Here is a 16,509-nt window from a genome sequence, read left to right as displayed (position 1 = left end):
GGCGTGCTAGTGACGTTGACCGCGGTCTGCGCTGTGCTGGCCTTCAGGGCGGAGCAGGCGCGGGACCGGTCGGGGCGCATGGTGCGACCGGTTGGGCGGATCGGCTGGCCGGTCGTGGCGGGGCTGGTGGGTACGGCCGCTTACGGCAGTGTGCCGACCCTGCTCTTCGCCCTGCACAACAGCGCCGGATCGGGCGGCTACGTCGTCACCGTGCCGGATCTGGAACCCGGCGGGCTGCTCCCGGCGGCACTGCTGATGGCCGGCCTGCTGGCCACCACGCTGCTCGCCTCGGCGCGCGTGCCCAGGCGGTGGGTACTGCCCGTGGTCGCGGCGGTGACCGGCGAACTGCTGGAATGGACGTACTGGCTCACGCATTCCTTCGCTTCCTACGGCAGGGCACCGCTGAACGTCCTGGTGGGATGTATGACCGTCCCGGTGCTCGCCGCCCTCGCCGGTTCGGCTCTGCTCCGGCCGGCGAACGGCAGGCCGGCGCGTCTGGCCGGAGCCGACGCGCCGAGGTCCGCGCGCTGGGCCCTGCTGCTGCCCGCTGTCGTGGTGATGACCGGTGACCTGCTCGGCCTCGATCTGTGGCAGTCCGCGTCGCCGGGCACCGGGATCGGGCTGGCAGTGGTGGGTTACCTGGTGGGGCTGGCGCTGCTGGCGGCCGTCGTGGCCGGGCTGGTGCGGTGGCCGAGGGCGGCGGCGGACCTGGCGGCCCTGGGGCTGGTGGGGGTCGGGGTGTACGACGTCGCCCAGAGCGGGTTCGGGCAATCCCTGGTGGTGGTGCAGAAGTTCGGCTCCCCGCGCGGGCCGGCGCCGTTGCTCCCCGTTGAGACGGCTCACCATGCGTCGGTCCTCGGCGGGATCCAGGGGGCGGTGCTCCTGGCCCTCGGGCTGTGGCTGCTGCCGCTGACCGTGGTGCCGGACGCCCGGCGGCTGTTGGGACGGGAGCCGGACCCGGCGCTGGCCCGGCGGGTGCGGGAGCTGACCGAGACGCGGGCCGATGCGGTCAGTTCCGCGGCCGCGGAGCTGCGCAGGATCGAGCGGGACCTGCACGACGGCGCACAGGGACGGCTGGTCACCATTGGGATGAACCTCCGGGTCGCGGAGGAGATGATCCACAGCGATCCGCACGAGGCCGCCGCACTCGTCGTGGAGGCCCGCGTCGCCTCGGCGGCGGCACTGGAGGAACTGCGCGGCCTGATCAGGGGGATGCACCCGCCGATGCTGGCCGACCGGGGTCTGGGGGAGGCGGTCCGGGCGCTCGCACTGGACCTGCCCCTGCCGTGCGATACCGAGATCGACCTGCCCGAGCGGCTCGCCGCCCCGCTGGAGTCGGCCTGCTACTTCGCCGTCGCCGAGGTGGTCACCAACGCCGTACGGCACGCCTCGGCGCACGGACTCCAGATCCGCATGGCCCGCACGGACGGGCGCTTGCGCATCGAGGTGGTCGACGACGGGGTGGGCGGCGCGGATCCCGCCCGGGGCACCGGGCTGGCCGGGGTGGAGCGACGGCTGGCGGCCTTCGACGGCATCCTGGCGGTCAGCAGCCCGCCCGGGGGGCCGACGATCGTGGTCATGGAGGTGCCGTGCGCGTAGTCGTCGCGGAGGATCTCTTCCTGCTCCGGGAGGGGCTGGTCAGGCTCCTCAAGGCGCGTGGGTTCGAGATCGTGGCGGCCACCGACAGCGCGCCGGGCCTGCTCGGCGCGCTGCTGGAGTTCCGGCCGGACCTCGCGATCGTGGACATCAGGCTGCCGCCCACCCACACCGACGACGGGCTCCGCGCGGCGCTGTCCGCCCGGGAACGGATACCCGGGCTGCCGATCCTGCTGCTCTCGCAGTACGTCGAGCAGATCTACGCCCAGGAGCTGCTCGCCGACCAGGCCGGAGGGGTCGGTTATCTGCTCAAGGACCGGGTGTTCAGCGACGACCAGTTCGTCGACGTGATCCGTACGGTCGCCGCGGGCGGCACGGTCATGGACCCCGAAGTGGTCACCAAGCTGCTCGGCCGCCGCAGCCGTGGCGAACCCGGGCCGCTCTCCAGGCTCACCGAGCGGGAACGCCAGGTGCTTGAGCTCATGGCCGAGGGACGCTCCAACAGCGCCATCGCGAACCGGCTGTTCATCAGCGAGAAGGCCGTGTCCAAGCACAGCACCGGCATCTTCACCAAGCTGGAGCTCGCCCCCTCCGACGACGACAACCGCCGGGTGCTGGCCGTGCTCGCCTACCTCATGTCCGCGCCGGGGGACGGCCGCATTCCCCCGAGCCACTGAGCTGATCACCACCGAAACGTTGCCGGGCCGGGCCGACGGCCCGAGCGCCGGGCGTAGTCCGGTGCTGCCCAAAAACCCAGTGCTGCCCACAACTCCAGGGAGAGTCCGTGACAACCACGCCGTTCAGGAACCGAGAAGGAATGACGCGCCGCCGCATGCTGGGAGCCGTGCCGGCGGTCGGGGCCGCCGTGCCGATGGGCGTCGCACGCCCGGCGTGGGCGGCTTCGACCGCCCCGGGCCCCGAGCAGCTCACCCTCCGCGAGCTGATGGCCAGCGTCTGGTACCCCGCACACAAGGCCGAGGACCTGCCGCGCGCCCCCTGGATGACCGAGGGCGCGTTGCGGGCGTTCCTGGCGGACGTCGGCTTCCCCCTCGACCCCGCCCGAGAGCCCTGCCCGGGGTGGCCCGAGTGGCCGCCGTGACAAACCCCCACCAGCCCCCTCCGGAGAGGGGGGAGACGGCGGCCGGACTTTCCTAGGCGTCTGCTCGCGGACGGATGATGTCGGTGCCCACCCAGGGCCGGAGAGGCTCGGGTACGACAACGGAGCCGTCGGGCTGCTGGTTCTGTTCCAGGATGGCCGGGAGGAGGCGGCTGGTGGCCAGACCGGAGGCGTTGAGGGTGTGGACGAACTCCGTGTTCTTCCCGCCCTCGGGGCGGTAGCGGATGTTGGCACGGCGAGCCTGGTAGTCGCCCGCCCAGGACGCGGAGGAGACCTCCTTGTACGTGCCGATGCTCGGGATCCAGACTTCGACGTCGTACGTCATCTTCATGCTGGCGCTGGCGTCCCGCGCCGCGAGCAGCGACGTCTGGTAGTGGAGACCGAGCTTGCGCACCAGGTCCTCCGTGCGCTGCACCAGCTCGTCGAGCGCGGCGGGTCCGCCCTCGGGAGTGACGAACTGGAACATCTCGACCTTGTTGAACTGGTGGCCGCGGATCGTTCCGCGTTCCTGTGTTCCGTGGCTGCCGGATTCCCGTCGGTAACAGGGCGTGTAGGCGAACGCCTTGATGGGCAGCCGGTCGTTCGGGATGATCTCGTCCCGGTACACGTTCACGATGGCCGTCTCGGAGGTGGGCAGCAGGAACGAGCCGCGTTCCCCGTCCTCCGTCCGAAGGTGGAAGACGTCGTCGTAGAACTTCGGGAACTGGCCCGCCGCGTAGCCCGCTTCCTCCGTCAGCAGGTGCGGGGGAAGCATGAACTCGTAGCCCGCGGCGAAGTGTTCACGGCAGAAGAAGTCGATGAGGGCCCATTCCAGGGCCGCGCCCAGTCCGGTGTACAGCCAGTGGCCGCTGCCGCCCAGCTTGGCGCCGCGCGCGTAGTCGACCAGTCCCAACCGGGTGCTCAGCTCGACGTGGTCCAGTGCCCCCGGGCCGAGGTCGGGCTGCTCGCCCCAGGTGCGTACGACCTGGTTGGCCTCCTTGCCACCGGCCGGCGTCTGCTCGGCCGGCAGATTCGGAAGCTCCGCCATCAGGTCATGCAGACGGCTCTCGGTCTCCGTCAGCTCGGTCTCGATGGCCGCGATGCGGTCGCCCAGCTTGGAGGCCGCTCGCTCCAGCGCCGCCGTCTCCTGGCCTCGTGCGCGCAGCGAACCGATCTCCTTGGACTGCCGCTTGCGCTCGGCGCGTGCGTCCGCCGCGGCCGCCACGAGCCGGCGCCGGTGTTGGTCGGCCTCCAGCACCGGCTCCAGGTCCACCTTGTCCATGCGTTTCAGGAGCGCTTCCCGTACGGCCTCCGGGTCCTTCCTGATCAGACCGATGTCGAGCATATTGCTTGAGCCTCCTGAACGCTTTCTCGCATGGGGGATTTCGAAGTCCGCACCGGGACGGAGTCCCGGACGGCTGTCACCAGTTCATGATGCGGCCTCGGTGGCGGCAGGCCTCTCGGTTTCCGCTGTCGAGGGGGCCTGCCCGCCACTCACCTTGGCGACCAGCATCGAGGTCATCGGCAGCAGGGCCAGGACGACAAGGCCGACGCACAGCCATCCCGCACCGCCGAAGGGAATCAGCAGGGAGCCGACGACCACGGGTCCGACGATCATCTGTGCCGACACCCCCAGCCCGTAGACCCCCTGGTATGTGCCCTGCCGCTCGGCGGGCGGATAGGTGAACAGTACCTTCCAGCCGGCGGCTGAGTTCCACATCTCCGCCAGCGTAACCAGGACCGCGGCGACGACGATCGGCACGGCCGCCGCGGTACCGCGAAGGCCGGCACCGGCCGCCATCGTCAGTCCGGCCGCCCCGAGCGCGACGACCGCGCGGCGCATGAACCGTGCGGCGGCCGCGGGCTCGTCGGAACCGCGGCCGACGCGTACCTGGAGCAGCACGACCATCGCCGTATTGATCAGGAACACGCCGGCGGCCAGTCCGGGTGGCGCGTCGGCCACGCTGACGATCCACAGGGGAAAACCGACGTAGAAGATGCTCTCGCTCAACATGAGCACCGCGCTGAGGCCGACGAACCGCAGGAAAGGCAGGTCGGCGAGGGCCGCCTGCACGGCTCCGTGTTTCGATCCGGAGACCGAGGCGTCGGGCCGAGGGTCGGGGAGCCGCCGGACGAGCGCCCAACCGCCCACGTAGGAGAGCACGTTGCACGCCGTCAGCGCGATGAATCCGGCCTCTCCGCCCCATTCCAGGACGATGCCCGCGAGCGCGGTGCCCGCCGCGAAGCCGAGATTGAACAGAGCGCGTTGCACTGCCTGCAGCCGCACCCGGGAGCCGGCGTCGAGGACGTGGTAGCTCAGCGCGGAGCGGGACGGGTTGACCCCCGACTGGGCCATGGTGATCACACCGATCGCCAGGAGGAAGCCCCAGAACCCCCGGACCAGCGGCAGGAGACCGAAGGCGATGGCCAGCACCGTGTTGAGCACGAGCAGCAGCCGCCGGGGTCCGACGCGGTCCGAGAGATGGCCCAGCCACACCCCGGAGAACAGCGCCGCCGTACCGGCCAGGGACAGCCCGATGCCGACCTGCCCTGCGGGCACCGCGAGCCGCTCGACGTAGATGCTCACGCTCGCGGTGAGAAACGCGCCGGACCCGAGCGCGTCCAGGGCGGAGACGACCGCCAGTTGTCTCGCCGGTCCCTGCGGAACGCTGCGGGCCAGGCCGGAGATCCGGGATCCGGCGCCGGCGTCGATGCTCATGAACCACCCTCCTCAACTCGTGGGAGCCCGTCCGGCTCATGGGACGGACGGACGTCGATCGGCCGCTTGGCCAGGAACACCTCTCCGGCCGCCACGGCCGTCATCACCAGCGCGTACAGGCCCGGCGGGCCGTCGCCGACCCGCAGGTCCCAGTCCCGGCCGGGCCCCTCGCCCCCGGTGCGGTGCGGGGGCGGCGAGGGAGAGGCCGCCACGTCGAGCCCCCAGGGCACACGGACGATCCCGAACCGCACGGCGTCAAGACGCGGAGCGGAGTCGGGGGCGATCCGGTACGAGGCCGTTCCACCCGCACGTACGTCGAACGGCCCGTCCACCACAAGGGGGTCATGACCCGACGGGCCCTCGTACAGGACGTCACAGCCCCAGCACACCAGCCGGTCCCGGTCGCGGCTCAGCGCGGGCAGCCGGTGCGTGCGCCGCTCCACGGGACAGGCGCAGTAGGGGCAGGTACCGCCCGGTGTACCGGCCGTGGGCGGCGCGGGCCACTCGGTGTCGCCGAACGCCTCGTCGAGGCCGCCGGTACGGATCGCGAACTCCAGGCAGACATCCGCGAGTTGTTCCTGGACCGCGCGCCATGCGGCCCTCTCCCGGTGCAGCCAGGCCCGTCGTGACTCCCGCTCACCGCCGTACGCCACCGCCGCAGGAAAGCCCGACCGCAGCCGGGCGATCCCGTGGAGCCGGACGTCCAGGTCGGCGACGAGCTGTTCGGCGACGACACGGTGTGTGTCGTCTCGGGGTCTCACCACGAACGGCGCGGCGCCTCACCGCCGATCTCATGCAGCAGCTCAACGCGCGCAGCCGCTTCGAAGCCGGGGTGCACGCTGTCCGGCGCGGCTGGCTCCCCCTGCACTCATGACCTGCCTCGGAAACTCATCAGAGGCTGTCGTTGCACAGCGGGAGCCTTCTGCCGCTGGGGGACGAGGAGGTCTGCGGTGGCGATCAGCAGGGCGGCGCAGGTGAGGGCGGCGGCGGCGTAGAGGCTGTGGCTGGTGGCGTGGGGGAAGTCGCCGCGGGTCGTGGCCAGCCGGTTGTAGAAGAGGGTCGCGGCGACGGCGGTGCCCAGGGAGGTGCCGATGCGCTGGCCGGTCTGCAGCACGGCGGCGGCCGTACCGCTGCGGGCGGGGGGCACGTCGGCGAGGGCGAGCGTCTGGTTGGGGCCGATGACCAGGCCGCTGCCCAGGCCGGCGAGGAGCAGGGGGCCGAGGACGTAGAGCCAGATGTCGCCGTGCGGGTGGTGGCCGACGACGGCGGCGGTGCCGCCGAGCCCGAGCGCTACGGCGGTGATCCCGGCGATCACCATGGGCCGGCCGAAGCGGAACACGGCCCGCCCGCCCAGGGTGGAGGTGAGCGCGGAGCCGAGGGCGAAGGGCAGCCCGGTCGCGCCGGCCTGCAGGGCCGAGTAGCCGTGGCCCTGCTGGAGGTAGAGCGTCAGGACGAGCAGGAGGCCGGTGTAGCCGGCGAAGTACACCGTGCCGACGGTGCCGCCGGCGCTGAAGGAGCGGGCGCGCAGCAGCGAGAGGTCGACCAGCGGATCGCGGCCCGTGCGTCGCCACGCCGTCTCCCACGCGACGAAGCCGACGAGCAGCCCCGCCGCGAGGCCGAACAGCCACCAGCGCACCGACGCGGCCCGCTGCTCCTGCTCGATCATCGGCAGCAGGACCGCGGCGACGGCTCCGCCCAGCAGCACGACGCCCACCAGGTCCAGCCCCCGGCCGGTGCGCCGCGGTGCCGTCCTCGGCAGGCAGACCACGCCCAGGACCAGGGCCAGCAGGCCGATGGGCAGATTGACCAGGAACACCCAGCGCCAGCCGCTGTGCACCCCGGCCGCCTGGATCAGCAGGCCGCCGGCGAGCGGGCCGACGGCCGTGGAGATCGCGATCGAGGCGCCGTACAGGCCGAAGGCGCGGCCCCGCTCCGGGCCCCGGAAGAGCTGCTGGATCATGCCGATGACCTGCGGGTTGAGCAGTCCGCCGGCCACGCCCTGCAGCAGGCGCGCGACGACCAGCCAGGTGGGGTTCGGCGAGAGGGCGCACAGTGCGCTCACCGCGGTGAAGAAGGCCAGTCCGCCCAGGAACATGGGCTTGCGCCCCAGGACGTCCCCGAGCTTTCCCGCCGGCACCAGCGCGAGACCGAAGGTGAGGGTGTATCCGGAGATCACCCAGGACACGTCCGCCGGGGAGGCGCCGAGGCCTCGCTGCATGGAGGGCAGGGCGACGTTGACGATGCTGACGTCGAGCAGGGTCATGAACCCGGCGATCAGACAGACCGCCAGGGCCCGCCACCGGCGCGGGTCGGGAGCCCCGGGGTCGTCCGCGGGGGAGTGCTGACTGCTGCGTTCTTCCATGTTTACACCGTACACGCCGTCGCTTACGCCGTAAATTCAAGCTAACGTTGTACGCATGGATGCCCCCGACCGAGCCGATACCTCGATGTCCGTCTGGGAGCGGATGGCCCAGCCCCCGCCGGCCCCCCGCCCGGTGCTGACGCACGCGCGGATAGTGGCGGCCGCCCTGCGGGTCGCGGACGCCGACGGCCTCGACGCCGTCTCCATGCGGCGCCTGGCGACGGAGCTGGGTGTCTCCGCGATGACCTGCTACCGGTACGTCTCCGGCAAGGACGACATCATCGAGCTGATGCTCGACCGGGTCCGGGCGGAGATGCTGCTGGAGCAGCCGAGCGCGTACTGGCGGGAGGTGCTGCGGGCCTCGGCGCTGCGCTTCCGCCAGGTGGTGCTGCGGCATCCGTGGATGACGGAGGTGCCCGGCCGTATCCTGTTCGCCCCCACGCCGGCCCATCTCGCCCTCATGGAGCAGCAGTTCACCGCGCTGGACGGCCTCGGCCTGTCCGGGGAGCAGATGGCCGACATCACCCGGGCCGTCACGGCGTACACCCGGGCCAGCACCCACGACGAGATCGCCCGCGAGCGGCTGCGCGCCCCGGAGGGCTGGAGCAGCGGCCAGGAAGCCCGCAAGGCGAACCTGGCCCGCCTGTCGTTCCTGCTGGAGGGCGGCGACTACCCGGTCTACCAGCGTTACGTCCGCGAGGCCTCGCCCCGCGACGACGACAACGCCCGCTTCGAGTTCGGCCTGGACTGTCTCCTGGACGGCATGGCCGCCCGCCTGAACCTGCCCCAGTCACCGACCGGTTGAGGTCCCCGGCAGTATCCGCGCCGGGCGTTCCGGTGCGGTCGGGCGCGGCTGCCACTCGCGTGGGTAGCCGAGCGAGACCTCGTGGTGGGGGATGCCGTCGACCTGGAGCACACCGGGGATGTGCAGATGGCCGTGGACGACCGCCGCCGCCCGGAAGCGGCGGGGCCAGTCGGCGGTCGCCTCGGTTCCGCACCACGGAGCGAACTCCGGCCGGCGCAGCGCCTGGACGGGTGCGCGTACCAGGGGGAAGTGGTTGACGAGCACGGTAGGAAGCGCCTCGTCCACGCGTTCCAGGCGCGCCCGGGTGGTCCCGAGGCGCGCCCGGCACCACGCCGAGCGGCTCGGGTGGGGCTCCGGGTGCAGCAGGAACTCGTCCGCGCAGACCACCCATGCCTCCTCCGCGAGGGCCAGCGCCTCCTGCCTGTCCCGGGCGCCGGCGGGCAGGAAGCTGTAGTCGTACAGGACGAACAGCGGGGCGACGACGACCGGGCCGGCGGCGCTCTCCCAGACGGGGTACTCGTCCTCGGGGGTGAGCACGCCGAGCCCCCGGCACAGGTCCACGAGGTAGCCGTAGCGCGCCTCGCCGCGCAGCTGCACCGGATCGTCGGACGGCGTCCACAGTTCGTGGTTGCCCGGTGTCCAGACGACCTTCTCGAAGCGGCCGGCGAGCAGGGCGAGCGCCCAGGCGATGTCCTCGATCCGCTCGCCGACGTCCCCGGCGACCAGCAGCCAGTCGCCGGGGGAGTCGGGCGTCAGCTTCTCCAGGATCCTCCGGTTCTCCCGGTGCCCGATGTGCAGATCGCTGACGGCCAGGAGGTGCGGTCGGCTCATCGGTGCCCGGGGCCCGCGAACCGCGTGGGACGGAAGGCCGCCAGCTCCGGCGCCTCCCGCCCGTCGAGGAGTTCGCCCGTGACGAGCCAGGCGAGGTACGGGGCGAGCGTGACCCCGCTGTGGGTGACCAGCGCGTAGAGCCCCGGCAGCGGCTCGGTGAAGCCCGCCACGGTGAGCCCGTCCGCCGGCAGCGGCCGGACACCCACCCGCACCCGCTCGACCGGGACGTCCGCGAAGGCCGGGAAGACCTTGCGGGCGCGGTCGATGAGCATCGGGCCGAGACCGAAGATGCCGTGGTCGGTCCGTGGCACGCGGGAGCCCGCGCCGTCGCCGCCGAGGACCACGCGCCCGCCGGGGGCGGGCCGCAGGCCCATGTCCGGCGTGTGCAGGATCCGGCGCAGCGGCACGCGCAGCGCGGCCGTGTCGGCGAGGCCGCCCACCGCGGTGTACCGCTCGTCACCGGGTGCGCGCAGCCGCCGGTCGCCCTCCTCGACCAGGGGGACGGTGACGCCGGAATCCGCCAGCAGCCGCCCGGTGGCCGCGCCCGCGGCGCACACGACCTGGTCGGCCAGGATCTCCTCGCCGTCCGCGAGGACGACCTTGGTGCGCGCACCGGACTGTTCGAAGCGCGCCACCGGGCAGTGCGCGCGGACCTCGGCGCCGACCGCCACGGCGTCGTCGAGCAGGTCGGCGACCATGCGCTCGGTGTCGACCCAGCCCTCGTCCGGGAACCAGGCCGCGTCCAGCACCCGGTCGGGGTCGATGACCGGGTCGAGCCCGGCGGCCTGCCGGCCCGTGATCCGCTCGGCCCGGTAGCCGCGCTCGGTGAGGTCGGCGACGACGGCGTCGAGGGCGGCGGAGGAGGCCGCATCGGTGGCGATCTCCACGTTCCCCACCGGGTGGAACCAGCGGCGGCCGGCGGCGGTCTCCGCCAGGCGGTGGTACTCGGCGAGGCCCTCGGCGTTGAGCCGGAAGTACGCCTCGGGCTTCTTCTTCTGGGCGTTGGCCCAGGCGAACGTCGAGGCGCTGGCTCCCGTGCCGGGCGCCGCCGCGTCGAGCAGGGTCACGGGGACCGCTCGCACGGCCAGCGCGTGCGCCACGCTCGCGCCGAGCAGTCCGCCGCCGACGATCACCACGCGGGGTGTGTTCATACCGGAGCACCTTCCTCGGTCCAGGTCTTGGTGGACATGGGCATCTGGGCGACCGGGCGGTCCCCGCCGGTCAGATTGACCAGCGCGACCGAGTCCCGGGTCAGGGCACCCGTCTCGGCGGCCCGCAGCACGCCGGCGAGTGCCGTGGCGCTGGCAAAGCAGACACGGACGCCGGCCGTGTCGACGAGCATCTGTCGCGCCCGCCGGATCCGGTCCTCCTCGGCGGCGAGGATCCGCCCGCCGCTCTGCAGACACAGATCCCTGATGTACGGGTAGGTGCCGGTCGGGTCGCCGCGCAGGATCGCGTAGGCCAGGCCCGTCGGGTTCCTGATCACATGGTGCGGGGCGATCCGTTCGGCGCCCTCGCCGAACGCGTGCGCCATGGGGGCGCAGCTCGCCTGCTGTACGGCCATGAAGGCGGGCACCTTGCTCAGGCGCCCCAACTCCCGGTATTCCACGGCCCCCTTGAAGGCGCCGAGCAGGCCCATGCCACTGCTGACGGCCTGGAAGACGAAGTCCGGCTCGACCGGCATCTGGTCGAACGCCTCCAGATAGGCGAGCTTCAGCCCTTCCCGGCGGGCCAGGTTGAAGAAGCCGCCTTCCCAGAACAGTCCGCTCTCCCGTGCGAACCGCTGGGCGACCTTGCCGGCCGTGACGAACTCGCCGTCCACGACGTGCGTGGTCACGTTCGGGTGGTCCGGGTAGTTGAGCCGATTGACGAACTCGCGGCCGACGAAGATGTGCAGGGTGAAGCCGGGGAACAGCCCGGCCGCCCGTGCGTAGGCGGTGGAGGTGTTGCCGGTGGAGGACAGCACGAGTTCACGGACGCCCAGTTCGGCGAAGCGGGACAGGCACAGGGAGGCCACCCGGTCCTTGGTCGACCGGGTCGGGTTGACCGACTCGTCCTTGAAGAACAGCCGTCCGATCCCGAGCGCGGCGGCGAGTTCCGGCACCTCGAAGCAGGGGGTGTTGCCCTCCCCGCCCCAGCGGGCCGACGCCCGGTCGCGCAGCGGCAGCAGGGAGAAGTAGTGCTGGAGCGGGTCCGGTCCCTGACGGGACTGGGGTACGGCCGCCTGGTCCAGGTCGTAGAACGCGTCCAGGGCGCCGGCACAGGCGGTGCAGCGGGTGCGCGGTGATTCGGGGTGCTCCTTGCCGCACAGCAGGCAGAAGTAGCGGACCAGCTTGTCCGGTCCGGTCGCCGAGCCGCGTATCTTGCGGATCAAGCTCTCGTAGTTTCCGGTGATGGCTGACAATGGCCTCATCCTTCGGTGACGTGAGGAGAGCGGAGGGCGCCGGCGCGGTCACTCGGCCGAGAGCGGCTCGCCGTCCGCGGAGCCGGCGCGCAGACCGCGCTCGCGTACGAGGCGGCGGTCCACCTTGCCGCTTTCGTTGACCGGGAACTCCCGCCAGCGCACGAAGCGGACCGGTGCGTGCGTCGGTGTCATCACCCGTGCCACGTGCTCCCGGAGGGCCTCGTGGCCGGGCGGGCTGTCGGGCCGCAGGACCACGGCGGCGTGCAGTTCCTCGATCAGATCGGACCGCCGGTGGGCGTACACATGGGCGTCGATCACGCCCCGGTGCCCGACCAGCACCTTCTCCACCTCGCTGGGGTGGACCTTCGTGTCGTGGACCTTGACGACGTCGTTCATCCGGCCGCTCAGCCGCAGGTAGCCGTCCTCGCCCAGGCTGCCGTAGTCCCCGGTGTGCACCCAGCCCTCGCGCAGCACCCGGGCGGTCAGTTCGGGGTCGCCGGCGTAGCCCTCCATGGCGAGCGGGCTGCGGACGACCACCTCGCCGGTCTCCCCGCGGGGCAGTTCCCGGCCGGTGGCGGGGTCCTGGACGACGACCTCCAGGCCGGGCCTCGGCCGCCCCACGGTGGACAGCAGCTCGGGTACGTCGTGGTCGGCCGCGGTGAGCATGGCGATCTGGCCGGTCTCGGTGGTGCCGTAGGAGTGGTGGAGCACTCCGGGGAACACCTTGACGGCCTCGCGCACCCGCTCCGGGGAGGCGGGGCAGCCCACGTACAGCAGGCGGCGCAGCGAGGACAGGTCGGCCCGGTGCACATCGGGGTGGTTGACGAGTTCGTAGAACTGCGGAACGCCCATCAGGGTGTCGGTGACGCGGTACCGCTCGATGTCCGCGAGGAGGGTGCGCGGGTCGAAGCCGGTGCGCAGCACCACGCTGCCGCCGGCGGCGACGGCCGTGTCCACCAGCAGGCCGCCGGTGTGCGTGACGGCGCTCATCGCCAGGAAGACCTTGGGAGTCACCGTGGCGGTCTCCTTCAGCACGACCGTGTTCCAGGCCGCGAAGGGCTTGATCACGCCCTTCGGCCGGCCGGTGCTGCCACTGGTGTAGATCACCAGGGCGCGTGCGGGAACGCGCGGGGAGAAGCCCTTGGGCGGGCCGTCGACCGGGTGGTCGCCGGCGCTCACCGGTCCGTGGACGGGCGCGCCGAGCCGGCACATGCCGACGCCGTCGGGCAGCAGGGCACGGATCCGCTCGGCCTCCTCGCGCTGTGCCGCGTCGTGGACGAGGACGCGTGCCCCGCACTCGCCGGCCATCCGGGCGCGGGTCTCGGTGTCCAGCCGGTGCGTGGTGGTTCCGTGGTTGGCCCCGGACACGGCGACGAGGGTCGCGCCCATGAGGTGCACGGCGTACCGGGTCGCCAGCAGCCACGGGCTGTTCACCTCCGTCAGGACCGCCACGGCGGAGCCCTCGCGGACGCCGAGTTCGGCCAGCGCGCCGACGACGCGCAGCACCGCCGCCCGCAGTTCGGAGCTGGAGATGACGTTCTCGCCCCAGTGGACGACGGGGCGTTCGCTCAGGGCGAGCCGGTCGAGGACGCGGACGGCGTAGTGCGCTGGTTCCGTGCTCCCGCCGGCCGTGCTCGCGGTGCTTGTCATGGTGTGGCTACCGTTCCTCGGCTGGTTGGGGTGGGGGTCGGGGCGGGATGCCGGGCAGGCGGACGTCCGGGGAGGTAGACGCCCTGTCCGGTGAGGGCGGCCGCCGGGGCGCCGGTCAGGAGGGCGGCCTGGTCGGCGAGGTGCTCCGGGTAGCTCCCGGGGTCCGCCGGGGGTGCCGTACCGACCGGTGGGCGGGTGCCGGGGCGCAGTGCGGCCGGTGCGACGAAGTGGACGCTGATGCCGAAGGGCGCCAGCTCCGGTGCCACGGACGCGGTGAACCCGGCCAGTCCGGCCACCAGCGTCCGGCCGGTGTCCCCGGCCGTCCGCTCGGTGCGCGGGGCACGGGCGACGTTGACGATCCGGCCCCCGCCGCCGCGCAGCATCTCCCCGGCGGCGGCCCGGTTGGTGACGAAGAGGGTGCGCAGGGCCCGCCGTACCGGGGCGTATCGCGCCACGCCGGCGGTGACGTCGGCCCCCTGGCTCTCGTCCTCCTCGTCGGGGCCGGTGCCGACGCAGGTCAGCAGCATGTCGGGCCTGCCGAGATCGGAGCGGATCCGGGCGAGCGCGGCGGAGAAGGCCCCGGTGTCGGCCGGGTCCGCCTCGATCGCGGTGCACCGCCGGCCGACGGCGGTGATCCGCCGCAGCGTCTCGTCGGCGGACGCGGGGCCGGGGTCCACGAGCGCGATGTCCAGCCCGCTCTCGGCGAGCCGGACGGCGGCGGCCAGTCCCGTGCCCTCGGCCGTGCCCACGAGTACGGCGACGGGGTTCATGGCTGTCCCCCGTCGACGTACAGGGTCTGGCCGGTGAGGAAGCCGGTGTCCGGGCCGGTGAGGAAGGCGACCACTCGGGCGATGTCCTCGACGGTGCCGACCCGGCCGAGTGCGGACTGTGCGGCGGCCCGCTCCAGGAACTCCTCGCGGCCGGCCCCGAGCCGGGTGGCCAGGGCGTCGACCATCGGGGTGGCGACGAAGCCCGGGGCGACGGCGTTGACGGTGATCCCGTGCGGGCCGAGCTCGGCCGCCAGGTCGCGGGTGAACCCGGTGACCGCGGCTTTCGCCGCCGCGTAGTTGGCCTGGCCGGGGTTTCCGTCGGCCGCGACGGACGCGAAGTTGACGATGTGTCCGCCGCGCCGGCGCCGCATCTGCCCGGCCGCGGCCAGGCACCACAGCACGGTTCCGCCGAGATTGACGTCCAGGGCCGTGTCCCACTCGTCGTCGTCCATGGTCAGCAGGAGCCGGTCCCGGGTGACGCCGGCGCAGTTGACGAGGACGTCCAGGCCGCCGAAGGCGCGGACGACCTCCGCCACGGCCGCGGTGACCTGGTCGGCGGCGGCCACGTCGCAGCCCAGGCCGAGGGCCGTACCGCCGGCGGCCCGCAGCGCCGCGACGGTCTCGGCGGTGTCGTCCTCGGTCCGGTCCACCACGGCCACCGAGGTCCCCGCCGCGGCGAGGCGGGCCGCGACGGCGGCCCCTATCCCGCGGCCCCCGCCCGTGACGACGGCGACGCTTGCGTCCGTGACGACGACGACGCCGCCGTCCGGCTGTGCTGTGCGGGGTGCGGTCATCGTGCGGTGCCCGGCTCCGCCTGGGCCGCCACGTACCGTAGGCACTCGTCCCGGCCGTCCGGCCCGGCGACGGTGCGTCGGCCGCCGGGGACGTCGATGCCGGACGGCCACAGCGAGTGCTGGCCGATGTCGTTGCGCGGCACGAGACAGCCGCGCCCCTCGTCCTCGAACGCGCTCATGGATTGGGTGTCCCTCCTGGCGTGCGGTGATGGGATGGGGTGGAGCGGGGAGTGGTGGGGGATGCGCGCGGGGCGCTCAGGCGGTCAGGCGCACCGGCAGCGAACTCATGCCGTGCAGGATGCTGGAGTAGATCCACTTCTCCTCGCCGATCTGCTCCAGGTCGGTGACCAGCCGGCGCAGCCCGTCGAGTACGGCGTAGACCTCCATGCGCCCGAGGTGGTGGCCCAGGCAGTAGTGCGTGCCGTAGGCGAAGGTGAAGTGCTTGTTGGGGGTGCGGGCGAGGTCGAACCGGTCCGGCTGGTCGAAGACCGTCTCGTCGCGGTTGGCGGAGTAGATCCACACGCTCACGACGTCGCCGGCCTTGATCTGTTCACCGCCCACGACGACGTCGCCGGTGGCCGTGCGGCCGCCGTGCAGGGACGGGACCGTCCACCGCAGCACCTCCTCGGTCGCGGTGTCGAGGTCGACGTCGCCGTTCTTGAGCGCGCGCCACTGGTCCGGGTGCTCGATCAGCGCGAGGATCGCGCCGGTGATCGCGTGCCGTCCGGTCTCGTCACCGCCGATCATCAGGCCGTAGCAGTTCGCCATGAGTTCAACGGAGTTGAGCGGCTGGTCGTCGATCCGGCAGTTGGCCAGCAGGCTGACCATGTCGTCGTTGGCGCTGCCCTTGCGCTCCCGGCAGAGCTTGCTGAAGTAGAGCAGGATCTCGTTCTTCGCGACCCAGTTGTCCTCCGGCGGCGCGTCGGCGTAGTCGGAGCTCCAGGCGTGCGCGGTCTGGCTCAGCAGGAACGTGCGGTCGGCCTCGGGGATTTCCAGCAGGTCGCAGATGGCGCCGAGCGGGACGTTCGCCGAGATGTCGTGGGCGGCGTCGCACTCGCCCTTGTCCAGGGCGGCCAGCAGCAGCCGGTCCACGCTCTGCTGCAGCGAGTGCGCGATGAGGTTCAACGTCCGCTTCGAGAAACCCTTGTTCAGCACGTTGCGGATCTGGTGGTGCCGGACGCCGTCGGTGACCGCCAGCATGGTGCCTGAGGCGGAGTCACCGCCGGTGAGCAGCGTCGCCAGCGCGTTGCCGTTCTCGGTCGTGAAGTGCGCCTTGTCCTGGTAGACCTTGTTGACGTCGGCGTAGCGGCTGATCACCCAGAATCCGGGGCGGTCCGCCCGGGGCGGGTGCCAGTAGACGGGCCGGTGGGTACGCAGATGGCGCCACACCTCGTCCAGTTCGTTCTCGGCGTACAGCCGCGGTGAGGCGAGGTCGATGCTGTCGATGTCCTCGGGTCGGACCATGGGTCGGCTGGTCATCCG

General features: G+C 72.5%; 16 protein-coding genes and 1 pseudogene. 5 read left to right on the top strand and 12 right to left on the bottom strand.

The annotated features are described in order from the left end of the window. The first annotated feature begins 78 nt into the window (after positions 1–78). The 3 genes from O1G22_RS18870 (at position 79) to O1G22_RS18860 (ending at position 2,695) form a co-directional block, all read left to right on the top strand. Positions 79–1,599 (top strand): sensor histidine kinase, encoded by a 1,521-nt coding sequence (locus tag O1G22_RS18870; RefSeq protein WP_270082411.1) that lies wholly within the window; start codon positions 79–81, stop codon positions 1,597–1,599. Beyond that, on the top strand, positions 1,590–2,273 hold the full coding sequence (locus tag O1G22_RS18865; protein WP_270082410.1) for a LuxR C-terminal-related transcriptional regulator: 684 nt from the start codon (positions 1,590–1,592) through the stop codon (positions 2,271–2,273). The genes O1G22_RS18870 and O1G22_RS18865 overlap by 10 nt, the downstream gene beginning before the upstream one ends. 155 nt (positions 2,274–2,428) lie before the next feature. Beyond that, positions 2,429–2,695 (top strand): hypothetical protein, encoded by a 267-nt coding sequence (locus O1G22_RS18860; RefSeq protein ID WP_270082409.1) that lies wholly within the window; start codon positions 2,429–2,431, stop codon positions 2,693–2,695. A gap of 52 nt (positions 2,696–2,747) precedes the next feature. On the opposite strand, the gene serS is transcribed toward O1G22_RS18860, so the two are convergent. The 3 genes from serS to O1G22_RS18845 all read right to left on the bottom strand — a co-directional run bounded on the left by serS (position 2,748) and on the right by O1G22_RS18845 (position 6,175). Then, positions 2,748–4,037 carry a serine--tRNA ligase gene (serS, locus tag O1G22_RS18855; RefSeq protein ID WP_270082408.1) on the bottom strand — a complete coding sequence of 430 codons (1,290 nt, stop codon included), beginning with the start codon at positions 4,035–4,037 and terminating at the stop codon, positions 2,748–2,750. A gap of 84 nt (positions 4,038–4,121) precedes the next feature. Then, positions 4,122–5,411, bottom strand: a complete 1,290-nt coding sequence (locus O1G22_RS18850) for an MFS transporter (protein WP_270082407.1) — start codon at positions 5,409–5,411, stop codon at positions 4,122–4,124. Further along, a complete protein-coding gene (locus tag O1G22_RS18845; protein ID WP_270082406.1) occupies positions 5,408–6,175 on the bottom strand; it encodes a hypothetical protein in 768 nt (255 codons plus the stop codon). Before O1G22_RS18845 ends, O1G22_RS18850 begins: the two co-directional genes overlap by 4 nt. On the opposite strand from O1G22_RS18845, the pseudogene O1G22_RS18840 reads away from it, so the two are divergent. Further along, a pseudogene (locus O1G22_RS18840) lies at positions 6,157–6,285 on the top strand (helix-turn-helix transcriptional regulator); the annotation flags it as partial. The gene O1G22_RS18845 and the pseudogene O1G22_RS18840 overlap by 19 nt on opposite strands. On the opposite strand, the gene O1G22_RS18835 reads toward O1G22_RS18840, so the two are convergent. Continuing rightward, positions 6,280–7,773: an MFS transporter gene (locus O1G22_RS18835; RefSeq protein WP_270082405.1), complete on the bottom strand. Its 1,494-nt coding sequence runs from the start codon at positions 7,771–7,773 to the stop codon at positions 6,280–6,282. The pseudogene O1G22_RS18840 and the gene O1G22_RS18835 overlap by 6 nt on opposite strands. 55 nt (positions 7,774–7,828) lie before the next feature. Between O1G22_RS18835 and O1G22_RS18830 the strand changes: the two genes are divergently transcribed. Continuing rightward, a complete protein-coding gene (locus O1G22_RS18830; RefSeq protein ID WP_270082404.1) occupies positions 7,829–8,578 on the top strand; it encodes a TetR/AcrR family transcriptional regulator in 750 nt (249 codons plus the stop codon). Here O1G22_RS18830 and O1G22_RS18825 read toward each other — a convergent pair. The 8 genes from O1G22_RS18825 to O1G22_RS18790 all read right to left on the bottom strand — a co-directional run bounded on the left by O1G22_RS18825 (position 8,564) and on the right by O1G22_RS18790 (position 16,506). After that, positions 8,564–9,409: a metallophosphoesterase family protein gene (locus O1G22_RS18825; RefSeq protein WP_270082403.1), complete on the bottom strand. Its 846-nt coding sequence runs from the start codon at positions 9,407–9,409 to the stop codon at positions 8,564–8,566. The two genes, O1G22_RS18830 and O1G22_RS18825, sit on opposite strands and share 15 nt — an antisense overlap. Then, positions 9,406–10,560 carry an NAD(P)/FAD-dependent oxidoreductase gene (locus tag O1G22_RS18820; RefSeq protein ID WP_270082402.1) on the bottom strand — a complete coding sequence of 385 codons (1,155 nt, stop codon included), beginning with the start codon at positions 10,558–10,560 and terminating at the stop codon, positions 9,406–9,408. The genes O1G22_RS18825 and O1G22_RS18820 overlap by 4 nt, the downstream gene beginning before the upstream one ends. After that, positions 10,557–11,783: a threonine synthase gene (locus O1G22_RS18815; RefSeq protein WP_270082401.1), complete on the bottom strand. Its 1,227-nt coding sequence runs from the start codon at positions 11,781–11,783 to the stop codon at positions 10,557–10,559. The genes O1G22_RS18820 and O1G22_RS18815 overlap by 4 nt, the downstream gene beginning before the upstream one ends. 78 nt (positions 11,784–11,861) lie before the next feature. Next, on the bottom strand, positions 11,862–13,463 hold the full coding sequence (locus O1G22_RS18810) for a class I adenylate-forming enzyme family protein (protein ID WP_270082400.1): 1,602 nt from the start codon (positions 13,461–13,463) through the stop codon (positions 11,862–11,864). Then, entirely contained in the window at positions 13,460–14,233 is a 774-nt protein-coding gene (locus tag O1G22_RS18805; protein ID WP_270082399.1) for an SDR family NAD(P)-dependent oxidoreductase, read from the bottom strand. Before O1G22_RS18805 ends, O1G22_RS18810 begins: the two co-directional genes overlap by 4 nt. Beyond that, positions 14,230–15,027 carry a 3-oxoacyl-ACP reductase FabG gene (gene fabG, locus O1G22_RS18800; RefSeq protein ID WP_270082398.1) on the bottom strand — a complete coding sequence of 266 codons (798 nt, stop codon included), beginning with the start codon at positions 15,025–15,027 and terminating at the stop codon, positions 14,230–14,232. The genes O1G22_RS18805 and fabG overlap by 4 nt, the downstream gene beginning before the upstream one ends. Next, positions 15,024–15,206 carry an MbtH family NRPS accessory protein gene (locus O1G22_RS18795; RefSeq protein ID WP_270082397.1) on the bottom strand — a complete coding sequence of 61 codons (183 nt, stop codon included), beginning with the start codon at positions 15,204–15,206 and terminating at the stop codon, positions 15,024–15,026. Before O1G22_RS18795 ends, fabG begins: the two co-directional genes overlap by 4 nt. 76 nt (positions 15,207–15,282) lie before the next feature. Next, a complete protein-coding gene (locus tag O1G22_RS18790; protein ID WP_270082396.1) occupies positions 15,283–16,506 on the bottom strand; it encodes a cytochrome P450 in 1,224 nt (407 codons plus the stop codon). Positions 16,507–16,509: the final 3 nt, after the last annotated feature.

It is taken from the genome of Streptomyces camelliae, from assembly GCF_027625935.1.
GTDB lineage: Bacteria > Actinomycetota > Actinomycetes > Streptomycetales > Streptomycetaceae > Streptomyces > Streptomyces camelliae.
This window is presented reverse-complemented; position numbering and strand designations above follow the sequence as displayed.

Bases quoted from the DNA above. Each gene is read 5' to 3' on its own strand.
- O1G22_RS18870 (WP_270082411.1), top strand. From the start codon at position 79: ATGGTGCGACCGGTTGGGCGGATCGGCTGGCCGGTCGTGGCGGGGCTG.
- O1G22_RS18860 (WP_270082409.1), top strand. From the start codon at position 2,429: ATGCTGGGAGCCGTGCCGGCGGTCGGGGCCGCCGTGCCGATGGGCGTC.
- serS (WP_270082408.1), bottom strand. From the start codon at position 4,037: ATGCTCGACATCGGTCTGATCAGGAAGGACCCGGAGGCCGTACGGGAA.
- O1G22_RS18850 (WP_270082407.1), bottom strand. From the start codon at position 5,411: ATGAGCATCGACGCCGGCGCCGGATCCCGGATCTCCGGCCTGGCCCGC.
- O1G22_RS18835 (WP_270082405.1), bottom strand. From the start codon at position 7,773: ATGGAAGAACGCAGCAGTCAGCACTCCCCCGCGGACGACCCCGGGGCT.
- O1G22_RS18830 (WP_270082404.1), top strand. From the start codon at position 7,829: ATGGATGCCCCCGACCGAGCCGATACCTCGATGTCCGTCTGGGAGCGG.
- O1G22_RS18825 (WP_270082403.1), bottom strand. From the start codon at position 9,409: ATGAGCCGACCGCACCTCCTGGCCGTCAGCGATCTGCACATCGGGCAC.
- O1G22_RS18820 (WP_270082402.1), bottom strand. From the start codon at position 10,560: ATGAACACACCCCGCGTGGTGATCGTCGGCGGCGGACTGCTCGGCGCG.
- O1G22_RS18810 (WP_270082400.1), bottom strand. From the start codon at position 13,463: ATGACAAGCACCGCGAGCACGGCCGGCGGGAGCACGGAACCAGCGCAC.
- O1G22_RS18805 (WP_270082399.1), bottom strand. From the start codon at position 14,233: ATGAACCCCGTCGCCGTACTCGTGGGCACGGCCGAGGGCACGGGACTG.
- fabG (WP_270082398.1), bottom strand. From the start codon at position 15,027: ATGACCGCACCCCGCACAGCACAGCCGGACGGCGGCGTCGTCGTCGTC.
- O1G22_RS18795 (WP_270082397.1), bottom strand. From the start codon at position 15,206: ATGAGCGCGTTCGAGGACGAGGGGCGCGGCTGTCTCGTGCCGCGCAAC.
- O1G22_RS18790 (WP_270082396.1), bottom strand. From the start codon at position 16,506: ATGACCAGCCGACCCATGGTCCGACCCGAGGACATCGACAGCATCGAC.